Genomic DNA, 10987 nt, shown 5'->3' on the forward strand with positions numbered 1-10987 from the left:
CCCCGGCCGCCCCGTCGTGCTGCCGCTCCCCACCGCCCGGACGGCGGCTCCGGTCAGCCGCAGTGCGAGTGGTACTGGTAGTTGACCTCGCCGTTGATGCCGCCCTCCCAGTCGATGCAGGCGCCCGGCGCGTACAGGTACACCGGGCCGGCGTAGGTGGTGTAGAAGTCCAGGTCCTGCTTCCACTGGGTGGTGCCCGACTTCTTGATCGAGGCCTCCATCTGCATCAGGTAGGAGCTGGGGTTGTTGCGCACCGTCACGACGCAGTTGTAGCCGTTGGAGCGGTTGTACGTGAGGAAGATCGTCCCCTCGGCCAGGGGCAGCGTGTCGATCACGCCGTAGCCCGAGCCGCACACGCCGTTGTAACTGGCGGCCTCGGCCACCGACGGCGTGACCGCGACGCCCGCGGCCGCGACCGTGGTCACCGCCGCGCCCAGGGCCAGCCGCTTGAGGAGGTTCTTCATCATCTGTCTGCCCGCTTCCGTGTCCACTGCTGCGATCCGGCGGATCCCCGTGCGGCGTGTGACCCCCGCTGCCCGCCCGGCGGCACCATCGTTGTGGATCTCCGTATCGCGGCCGTAGCGCCGGCGTATCGCCGGTCTCAGGACACCTGGGTCTGCTCCGCGACCTCGGTCAGCCGCACGGTGCACAGGCCGCCGCGCTCCGTCCGGACGTCCGTCACGGTGAGCTGCGTGCCCGGCAGGAGGATGTACTCCTCCTCGCCGGTGAACGCCGAGAAGTCACGGATGCCCACGGCCCGCGAGGGGACCACCTCGAAGAGCGTCCGCTTGCCGCGGCTGCCGAGAAAGCCCTTTGCCACGCCGAGCTCGGACGTGCAGGAGGACACACCCCACCAGGTCACGGTCCGCCCGAGCGGGTACTGCGCGCGCAGGTCGAGCGAGACCCCGCGCCACAGCGGCTCGGTGCGGGCGGGCAGCCCGGACACCGCCGAGAAGAGCAGCCGCAGGTACGGGAGGTACGGGACGAGCAGGGACCGGTCCGGGGAGCGCAGGACGCGGTTGATCTCCCGGTAGAACGCGGACTCGCAGGTGTAGAGGTAGAGCGCGGCGATCGCGTCGGCGGACAGGCCGCCGGCCGCTTCGTCCGCCCGCAGCTTGCCGACGTCGTGCGACCGGTCGACATGGCGGTCCAGGCCGCGCAGCAGCTCGGCCACCGGGGCGACGGCGTCCCGGAAGTCCGGCAGGGGAGTGTCGAACACGCCGGTGATCGACGGGAGTTCGAGGCCCTCGTCCTTGACGCTCGCGAGCCGGTCGAGGTAGAGCTGGTGCAGCTCCATGGTGGAGGCGATGAACGCGCCCATCCGCTCGGCGGTGCCGCCGTCCGTCCCGCCGCCCACTGCCGCGAGCTCGTTCCACCCCTTGCTCGGCAGCCAGTCGACCGGGTCGGCGCCCAGCGACGCGAGGGCCGAGTTCACCATGTCGAAGTGGTCGCCGTCGCAGAAGATGTCGCCCTGCGCCGCGGGGTTGGCGTGGTCGATGTGCCGGACCTCGACGTCCGGGTACTTCTTCTGCAGGGCGAGGACGACCTTCTTCAGGCTGCGCGCATGCGCGCCCCACCACGCGAAGACCACTCCGCGGTCCTCCTCGCCGGCGTTCTGCTTGGCCCGGAGGATCTCCTCGACGATCCGCTCGGCGACCGGCCGCCAGAACGCGGTGTGCCGGTCGGCGCCCATCGCCCCGTCACTGCTGGCGGTGAGCGCCGCGTTCAGCAGCAGCACACCCTGGGTGAGCATCGCCTGGAACCACTCCGGCGGCTGGACGGTGTCCTGCTCCTTCAGGAGCGCACGGACGTCCGCGATCGGCGTCTTCTTCGGGATGCCGTACTTCCACATCGCCGCCGCCTTGATGAGGCAGCGGATGCTGACGACCCGGCCGAACTGGCTGTCCTTCCAGTCGTGGAAGGTGTTGTCGAACATGGCGATGCCGGTCGCGCTCTCCGGCCGCGGGTAGGGGTTCTGCCCGAAGACTACGACCTTCCACTTGTGCGGCGCGTGCGGCTTGAGCGCCTGGAAGGTCAGTTCACGGACGGGGACGACCTCCGGCCCGCGGCCGGGGCCGATGAACGCGGCCGCGCCCGGCTGCGCCTCGATGACCGGCTTCAGCAGCGGGAGCCACGGCTCACCGCCGCCGCTGAAGAGCTCCGCGAGCGCCAGCGGGTCGTTCGGGTCGGGCTGGGCGCCGGCGGTGGCGTTGGCGTCGCTCATGGTGGAGGTACTCCGCAAGGGTCGAAGCGTGCCGGTGGCACGGGATGAGGGGCCGTCAGTCCCCGACGGCACTCACAGTCCTACCGGCCGCCAGTGACAGCGCCGCCCCGGCCGCGGCGGGCCGGCCGCCCTGTCAGTGCGGCCCACTAGCTTCGGGAGTGACGGAAGATCGTTAGCCAGGGGAGTGGACCATGACCGAGAACCGCCTGCAGCCGCCGCTGAGGGTCGTGCTGACCGACCTCAACACGACGGTGGTGGAGGCCTGGCGGGCCGCGTTCGCCGACACCCCGGGGATCGAGATCCGCACCGGCTCGATCCTCGACACCCAGGTCGACGCCTGGGTCAGCCCCACCAACTCCCGCGGCCGGATGGACGGCGGGGTCGACGCGGTGATCAAGCGCCACCTCGGTGCGGGCATCCAGCTGCGCGTCCAGCGGGCGATCAAGGCCCGCGCCGAGGGGCGGCTGCCGGTCGGCAGCGCGGTGTGCGTGCCGTCCGGGGCGGTCAATCCGAGGTTCCTGATCTCGGCGCCGACGATGGAGGGCTCCGCGCAGAACGTGAGCGAGACCCTGAACGTGGCCCTGGCCTGCGCCGCCGCCTTCCAGGCCGTCCACCGGCAGAACGCGCAGGAGCCCGGCAGCATCCGGTCGGTTGCGCTGGTCGGCATGGGTGCGCAGACCGGCCGGGTGCCGGCGCGGGTGTGCGCCAACCTGATGTGGACGGGCCACACGCTCTTCCACGACCACTGCTTCGAGGACGACGACGACCTGCGCCGCACGATCACGGCCCAGCTGGACGACATCGAGAGCGCGCCCGAGACGACCCGGGTGCGCATCGCGCCGCCCGCGCGCCGCACCGCCCGACGCTGACCGGCTCCGCCGCTTCCGGGGCGCCGGTGCCGCGCCCCGGGAGGAGACTGGGAGGAGAGGCGTGCGACGTCCGCCGTGCGTGGCGCGGTACCGTGCGCCCCGGTGCAGCGAGGGAGTGCGTCATGTCGGGTCTGGTGCGCAGGAGCATCGACGAGCCGGAGGAGTCCCGGCCCTTCGAGGACGGCAAGGGGCGGCTGGATCTGGTCAGTCTGGGCGGCGTGCCGGTCGGCCGGGCGACCTTCGAACCGGGCTGGAAGTGGTCCCAGCACGTCGGGCCGATCGCCGGTACCGCCACCTGCCAGGCGGCCCACGTCGGCTACTTCGTGTCGGGCCGGATGCGGATCGTGATGGACGACGGGGAGCAGGTGGACTTCGGGCCCGGCGACTTCATGACCGCGTCGCCGGGCCACGACGCCTGGGTCCTGGGGGACGAGCCCTGCGTGGTGATCGACTGGCAGGGCTTCGCGGACTACGCCAAGCGCTGACGGCCCGACGGCTGCGGCGTCCGTCCGGCGCGGTCAGGGGGCCATGGCGGTCCTGGCGAGCGTAACGGTGCGGTCGAAGCGGTCGTCCAGGTGCTCGTCGCCGTGGTGGACGACCAGGAGGCCGCGGCCCGCCGTCCGCTCCTTGAGCGTGCGGAGCACCAGGTCCCTGCCGTTCTCGTCGAGGTTCGCGAACGGCTCGTCGACGAGGTAGAGGTCGGCGTCCTCGCACAGCAGGGCGGCGACACCGACCCGCTGGCGCTGGCCGGAGGACAGCTCGGAGGGGAGCTGGTCGGCGAGGCCGGCGAGGCCCATCGAGGTGCGCAGGCCCTCGTCCGTGACGAGGTCGCGCACCGGCAGCGGGGGCAGGTGGACGGGCGCGGTCAGGCTCGCCACCCGGTCGGGCAGCGCGATCAGGCCCGCGTCGGGGGCCAGCGTGCCGGCGAGGATGTGCAGGAGCGTGGTCTTTCCGCAGCCGTTCGGTCCCCGGAGCAGGACGTGCTCGCCCGCGTCGAGACGGAAGTCGTCGACGGCCACGACGGTGTCGTCGCCGTAGGCGACCCGGGCGCCGTGGACCATCACGGCGGGCGCCGGGTCGTGGTACGGGACCGTCCGGGAGCCACGCAGCGTCTCGATCCGCCGGAGCACGGCGGTGCTCCGGCGCGCCTGCGGAATCATGTTGATGAGCTCGAAGATCCCGGTGACGGCCCGCCACAGGGTGTTGACGAAGGCGAGGAAGCTGCCGAACGTCATCCGGCCGGCGAAGACGAAGTACGCCCCGATGACCATCGACACGGTGTCCGACAGGTTCATCACCAGGTCGCTGAGCGTGCTCTGCCGCTGGGCGAGCCGGTAGTTGACGAAGGTGATGCCGAGGTAGCCGTCCAGCGCCTGCCGGTTCGCGGTCCGGGTGCCGGGCAGCAGCAGCCGCAGGCCGCGCAGCGCGTGAAAGGCCTCCAGGGTCCGGGTCAGCCGGTTGATGTACTGCGCCTCGGCCTCCCGCTCGGGCTCGGTGTTGTCCTCGATCCGCCTGGCGATGGCGTTGCTGACGATCACCAGCGGCGGCACGATGACGAGCAGGATGAGGCTGGCCTGCCAGGACAGGTAGAGCAGCACGCCGAGGAAGGCGACGGAGGAGACGGCCTGCTTGGCGATCCGGACGCAGACGTCGATGGCCGGCAGGACGCCCTCGTAGACGTCGTTGTGGACCCGGCTGACGTAGGAGGCGCTGCCGGCCTCGGACAGCCGCCGGCCGTCCATGCCGAGCGCGCGGTCCAGCAGTTCCAGCTCCAGTTCGACCACCAGCGTGTTCTCGAACCGCTTGCGCCGGCAGGCGATCCAGTAGCCGAGGGCGTTGAGGGTGAGGCCGAGCAGCAGGTAGCCGGCGCCGAGCAGGAGGAACCGGCGGAAGTCGCCGGCCAGGATCGCCTGGTCGAACAGCGCCTTGAGCAGCAGGGGGTGCAGCACGGCCTCGGCCCCGCCGCTGACCGTGACGGCGGCGACGATCAGGGCGAAGCGGGCCCGGTGCCCGCGCAGGAGGTGCCAGAGCTCCTTCACCGCTCCACCTCGTCCAGCAGGAAGTCGGCCGTTCCGCCGCAGTTGGCCCGGTGGAGCACCCGCAGCACGCCGGCCGAGCCGGTCAGGTAGTCGGTGGAGCAGCGCAGCAGCCCTTCACCGGGTACGCCCAGGGGCGCCACCCCGTCGCGGCGCCGCATGCCGAAGCGCTCGTCCGGCTCGAACAGGAAGACCCTGCGGACGAAGTCGAGTTGCCGCAGGGCAGTGGCCCGGTACGAGATGTCGCCGGTGTAGGCGGCCGCGTCCAGCATGGCGTCGGCGATCCCGGACATGCCGAACCCGTAGCCGGGGAGCACCGCCTGTCCGACGTCCACCGCGCGCAGGACCTTCCGCGCGGCGTCGAGGTCGCCGTAGCGCAGCAGCACCTGGGCGACGCCGGCCGAGCCCACCTCGATGTACGGCTCCAGCGTCCCCTCGTGGTCGAACATGACCAGGCCGCCGTCGTCGTCCACCGGGGCGGCGTGGTCCATCTCCCAGGCCAGTGCGCCGCGTCCGAGCCGCAGGTACCGCTCGTCGCCGGTGAGCTGGTGCATCCGCAGCAGGAACAGGGCGACGCCGGCCTGGCCGAAGCCCAGCCCGGTCAGCGGCCGTTCGGTGGAGAACTCGTTCAGCCAGTAGACGTGCCGGCCGTCCCGCTGCGCGGTGTCGCACAGCACCTGCGCGCACCGGGTGGCCGCGGCCAGGTCGCCCCCGGCGCCGTTGCGGAGGTGGAAGCGCAGGTTGGTCATCCCCAGGCCGGCGAGGCCGTAGTAGAAGGTGTGGTCGCCGGCCTCCGGCCCGCGCCTGTTGGCCTCCGCCAGCAACTCCCTTGCCCGGTCGTGGAATCCGAGTGCATCGGTGGTCCAGGCGATGCCGGCCAGGCCGTTCATCAGCCCGTCCGGGTACTGGGCCGGGTCGAGGTCGGTCAGCCGGTGGCGCAGCCAGTGCCGCCACTCGGGCCGGACGGGGACGCTGGAGGCCTCCAGTGCCCACAGGACGCCGCTCGCGCCGAAGCCGAGGCTGAGCGGGTTGGTGGTGTGCGCGAACGGGTCCGTGGGGAAGAGCGTGTCCCGGTCGGTGTCGGCGGCGGCCTCGACGAAGGCGGCCACTCCGGTCTCGGCCTCGGCCGCCCACGGCGCCGTCCCGTCGCCCGGCTCCGGCGCCACGAGCGCGACCTGGTCGACGAGTTCGTCCTCGCGCTCCAGGAGGTCGAGGACCTCCGGCAGGGTGGTGCGGGTCTGCGCCAGGTCCATCAGCAGGTCATGGATCCGGGCGGGCCAGCCGAGGGCGTCGGTGAAGATCCGGAAGAGGCCGAGCACCTCCGGCCGCAGGTAGGACATCGCCGCGATCGGGAAGACGAAGTAGGCCATGGTGTTGGCCAGGGCGTGGAGATCGTCCTCCGGCCCGGGCGCGCCGGAGCGCTTCCGGGAGTGGCTGAACCCCGGTGTGTACAGCTCGACCGGCTTCTCCAGGTGCCCGTCGACCGCCTCGGGTCCCGCCAGCCGGCACGACTCCAGGTCGATGACGGTGACCCGGAAGGTGTCGGGGTCGATGAGCAGGTTCGACGCGGAGAGGTCGCCGAGGACCACGTTGCGCTCGTGGGCGGCCCGCACGGCCCGTGCGAGTCCGCGGAACACCGCGAGGAAGATCCGCAGGAACTCCCGCGACCCCTCGGCGGTGATCGCCGGCCGGGCCAGCGGGTTGCGTTCGAGCAGCACCGACCGGATGTCGGTGCCCTCGACGAACTCCTCCGCGATGAAGTGGTGCTCCCAGTGGCGGAACCGGGCGATAGGCGCGGCGAACGAGCCGGCGCCGGCCAGGCGGTTCAGGAACGTCCACTCGCGGGCGAGGATGTCCACCGCGTCGTGGTCCTGCCGCGGGTTGGGGTTGGTGTGCGGCCGGGCCTCCTTGACGACGACCTTCCGGTCGCCGTCCGCGGTGTCCTCGGCGGTGTACACCCCGCCGGAGTTGGAGAACTGGATGGCGCCGGTGACCCGGAAGCGGCCGCCGAGCAGCTCGCCGTCGTCGGCGTCCTCCTCGGGCTTCCAGTCACTGAACGGCCAGGACTGCCAGGAGGGCTGGGCGTACCCGGGGCGGCGGTCATCGGTGACCGCGCCGTCCGGCCCGGTGATCTGTGGCACCTGCCGGCCGAGGACGTCGAGGCTGTAGGTGCGCAGCAGCTGGCCGTACCGGAAGTAGAGGGACTTGGAATCCCGGTACCGCAGGTCCGACAGGATGTAGGCGCCCTCGGACCCGTCCAGGAGTACGGCCAGATCGGCCAGGCAGGTGCGGAACTCGTCCTCGTCGCGCGGGTAGACGGTGACCAGTTTGCCGCCGCTGCCCCGGGCCATGCCCTTGGAGTTCAGCATCTCGAAGATGTTGAGGTCGAGCGCGATCTTGAAGTCGATGCCGTGCGCGGTCAGGTGGGCCACCACCGCGGCGGCGACCTCGCGCACGTTGCGGTGACTCGCCGACACGTGGATCTTCCAGCCCTGCGCCGGCAGGTCCGGGTGGTGGCGGTGGCTCCACCAGATCCCGCTGCGGACGAACCGCGCCCGCTCCCGCTCGTCGAGCGAGGCGAGGAAGTGGTCGGGCCTCGGCTCGTAGTAGACATCCAGTGGGTCGAAGAACAGTGTGTCGTTCCACGTGTACAGGAACCGGTGGACCCATCGTTCGTCGCGCATGTCCGCCTCTGTGTGATCGTCAGGGCCGCCGCAGCGACGGCCGGTGAACCGGGTGGGGGGCGGGGGGGGGCGGGCGGAGCCCCCCCCCCGGCCCGGGGGGGGCCCGTGGGGGGCACGGTCGTACCCCCGCACGGGCCCGGTCGGATCAGGCGTTGGTCGGCGGCTTCGACGGCTCCTTGCAGCAGTCGCTGCCGCTGCTGGTGACGCTCCACACGGAGGCCTTCGCGGGGGCCACACGGGGCTGCAGGTTCTGGAGCTTGAGAACGCTCATCCTGATCACTCCTTCAACGTCGGGAACGCGACGGTGCGTTCATGGGGTGGAACGGTGCCGGCCGATCGGCACGGCCAAGTCAACATCAGCCGGTGATCAGGTACATGCTGGATCGGGCCCCATGTTTTCCCGCGCGGTCCCCCATGTTTGCGACCCGCCCCCGCCTCCCGGAGGGACGTGGGTGGGCTCAGGCCCCGGGGCCGCCCGCGGCCAGCTCGGCGGCCAGCCGGTGGAGTCCCGCGCGGTCGGGCAGACCGGTCTTGCGGAGCAGGCTCGCCAGGTGCTTCTCCACCGTGCGGGGCGAGATCACGAGCCTGCGGGCGATCTCCCGGTTGCCCGGCCGGTCGACCATCAGCGCGAAGACCTCGTACTCCCGGATCGTCACACCCCGGGCGCGCAGGGCCTCCGGGATGCGGTCGTGACCGCTGCGGCGCTGCGCGACGGTGGCCCCGCCGCGGCGCAGCAGGGCCCGGCAGGCCCCGGCCACCGCGGTGGCCTCCAGGCCGTGGAAGTACTCCTCGGCGGTGCGCAGCCAGGCCACCGGGTCGCCCCAGCCGTCCGCCAGCGCAGCCTCCGCGACCAGGCGCAGGGCGAGCCGGCCGCCCGTCGGAAAGACGCCCTGGTGGCGCCGCAGGTCGGCCACTGCCCGCGCCGCCTCGTCGGCCCTGCCCTCGCGCCCCAGCAGCACGGCGTCGGCCGCCAGCAGGAACTGCCGGTTCCAGGCGAGATCGGCCGCCGGCGCGGCCGACACGGCGGCGTACTCCGCGCGGCCGGCGCGGCCCGCGAGGACGTCGAGCAGCGGTCGCAGACCGTAGCGGCCGGCCAGGTAGAAGACGTTCGGGTGGTCGCGCTCCCAGTCCGCGGCAGCGGCCAACTCGGCCTCGGCCAGCGCCCGGTCCTCCTGCAGCAGGGCGCACACGGCGCGGCTCAGGCCCAGCATCACCGGCACCAGGAAGGTCCGCCCGCCACCGGCCCGGTCGAACGCGAGCAGCCGCTCCTCCATCTCGCGCGCCCGGCCCTGGTGGGCGGCCAGGGTGGCCGCGGTCAGCAGCAGGTACTGGTGGGTGGCGAGGTTGCGCATCCGGCCGGTGGCGTCGAGGCAGCGGTCGACGATCTCCCGGGCCCGGTCCGGGTCGCCGGTGAGCACCGCGTACATGGCCAGCAGCGCCTCCGTCCGGTGCGCCCGGGTGATCGAGCCCAGTTCGTGCGCGGCGGCCAGCGCCTCCTCGAGGGTGCGGGCGTCGCCGTGGCGCATGAAGGAGTTGGCGCCGAGGCGGATCAGCGCCTCGAACCGCCAGTGCGGCAGTGCATGGGCCTCGGCCACCGCCAGCATCCGGGTCAGGCAGGCGTCGGCCTCGTCGAAGCCGCGCTCCCGGGCCAGCATGGCAAGCAACTGCCATGCCTGACAGGCGAGTTCAGGCAGTCCGGCGTCCTGTGCGAACTCGGCGGCCAGCAGCGCCTGCCGCTCGGTGCCCGCCAGGTGCTCCTGCTGCCCCGGCAGGAGCGCCAAGTGCCCGCGGACCACCGCCAGAGCGGCGGTCCGGGCGGGAGCGCCCCGGTCGCCGACGAGCTCCTGCGCCGCCGCGAGCTGCTCGCCGCCCTCGCTGCTCCGCCCGGCCATCAGCGCCGCCCAGGCCAGCCGGACGTGCAGGTCGATCCTGCGGTCGGTGCTCGGGGCGGCACTGCCGGCGAGCGGGAGGGTGCCGAGGAGCTCCAGTGCGCGGTCCAGCCGGCCGGCCTCGGCGAGCGCATGCACCAGGGTCTCGGTGATCCCGGCACGGTCGGACCTGGCGGCGAGCCGCTGCGCCTGTTCGAGCAGCCGGACGGCCACGCCCGAGGCGCCGGCGGCCAGGGCCTGCCGGCCGGCCTCGCCGTACAGGCGGGCGGCGGCGGCTCCGTCCCCGGCGGCCTCCAGCAGCCGGGCGGCGAGGTGGAGCCCGTCGTCGCTCTCCGGCCCGGCCTCCCGGAGCGCGGCGGCGGCCCTGCGGGCGATGGCGGCCCGCTCGGCGGACGGGATGCCGGCCGACAGCGCCTCCCCGATCAGGGCGTGCCGGAACGCGTAGGCGTCGGGCGCGGCGGCGTCGGAGACGATCAGCTCCGCCTCGACCAGCTCGCGCAGCTCGGCGAAGAGCCGCCCCTCGTCGCGCCCGGTGACGAGCCGGACGGTGGCGACCGTGAACCGGGGGCCGAGCAGGGCCGCCAGGACGACCAGGTCCCGGGTCGCGGGGGCCAGCCGCGCCGCCCGGCCGGCGTAGGCGCGCACCACCTGGGCCGGCACGGTGGCGGCGAGGTCCCCCGCCACCCGCCAGTGGGAACCCTCCTGCCGCAGCGCGCCGCCGCCGACCATGTCGGCCAGCAACTCCTCCACCAGGTAGGGGTTGCCGCCGCCGACCTCGGCCAGCCGGTCGACCACGGCGGCGGGAACCCCGTCGGCGGGCACCCCCAGGCACCCGGCGGCGAGCTCGCGCACCGCCGGGGCGCCGAGCGGCCCCAGCGCGAGGACGGTGGCGGCCCTGCGCCGCTCGGCCTCCTGCAGCAGGTCGAACGCGGCTCCCGCCTCCGGCCGCAAGGTCACCACCAGCAGCACCGGCAGGTCGGCGAGGTTGTCGACCAGGTACTCCAGCACGGCCAGCGTCTCGGAGTCCGCGTCGTGCATGTCCTCCAGCACCAGCAGGCAGCCGGTGTCCCGGCCGATGACGGTCAGCAGGCGCAGCAGCGCCTCGGCGAGCTCGGTCACGCACTCCGGACCGCCCGGGCCGGCGGCCGACCGCCACTCCGGGACGACCCGGGACAGCGCGGGCCGGTACGGGACGAGTTCCGCGTCCTGGGGCGGGCCCGTCCGGCGCAGGTGGGAGCTCAGCGCCTCGGCGAGCGGACGGAACGGCGAGCCGGCCGTGCTGGGG

At 73.2% G+C, this 10987-nt stretch carries 8 protein-coding genes; 2 read left to right on the top strand and 6 right to left on the bottom strand.

Annotated elements, in window-relative coordinates:
* Positions 1–53: 53 nt before the first annotated feature.
* Entirely contained in the window at positions 54–467 is a 414-nt protein-coding gene (locus tag ACFV0G_RS24415; protein WP_380551719.1) for a spore-associated protein A, read from the bottom strand.
* A gap of 134 nt (positions 468–601) precedes the next feature.
* A complete protein-coding gene (locus tag ACFV0G_RS24420) occupies positions 602–2224 on the bottom strand; it encodes an ADP-ribosyltransferase domain-containing protein (RefSeq protein ID WP_380551722.1) in 1623 nt (540 codons plus the stop codon).
* Between the two features lie 191 nt (positions 2225–2415).
* Here ACFV0G_RS24420 and ACFV0G_RS24425 point away from each other — a divergent pair, with 191 nt between their 5' ends.
* On the top strand, positions 2416–3093 hold the full coding sequence (locus tag ACFV0G_RS24425; protein ID WP_380551725.1) for a macro domain-containing protein: 678 nt from the start codon (positions 2416–2418) through the stop codon (positions 3091–3093).
* 122 nt (positions 3094–3215) lie between these two features.
* Positions 3216–3578 (top strand): cupin domain-containing protein, encoded by a 363-nt coding sequence (locus tag ACFV0G_RS24430; protein ID WP_380551728.1) that lies wholly within the window; start codon positions 3216–3218, stop codon positions 3576–3578.
* A 33-nt stretch (positions 3579–3611) separates the two neighbouring features.
* Here the strand turns inward: ACFV0G_RS24430 and ACFV0G_RS24435 are convergent, their stop codons facing one another.
* From ACFV0G_RS24435 to ACFV0G_RS24450, 4 genes are all read right to left on the bottom strand, one after another.
* Positions 3612–5132: an ATP-binding cassette domain-containing protein gene (locus tag ACFV0G_RS24435; protein ID WP_380551731.1), complete on the bottom strand. Its 1521-nt coding sequence runs from the start codon at positions 5130–5132 to the stop codon at positions 3612–3614.
* On the bottom strand, positions 5129–7813 hold the full coding sequence (lanKC, locus tag ACFV0G_RS24440; RefSeq protein WP_380551734.1) for a class III lanthionine synthetase LanKC: 2685 nt from the start codon (positions 7811–7813) through the stop codon (positions 5129–5131). The genes ACFV0G_RS24435 and lanKC overlap by 4 nt, the downstream gene beginning before the upstream one ends.
* A 145-nt stretch (positions 7814–7958) precedes the next feature.
* A complete protein-coding gene (locus ACFV0G_RS24445; protein WP_380551737.1) occupies positions 7959–8084 on the bottom strand; it encodes a class III lanthipeptide in 126 nt (41 codons plus the stop codon).
* Between the two features lie 187 nt (positions 8085–8271).
* Positions 8272–10987: LuxR C-terminal-related transcriptional regulator (locus tag ACFV0G_RS24450; RefSeq protein ID WP_380551740.1), on the bottom strand; the 2716-nt coding region annotated here is incomplete at its 5' end.

The organism is Kitasatospora sp. NPDC059571, from assembly GCF_042735675.1.
Classification (GTDB): domain Bacteria; phylum Actinomycetota; class Actinomycetes; order Streptomycetales; family Streptomycetaceae; genus Kitasatospora.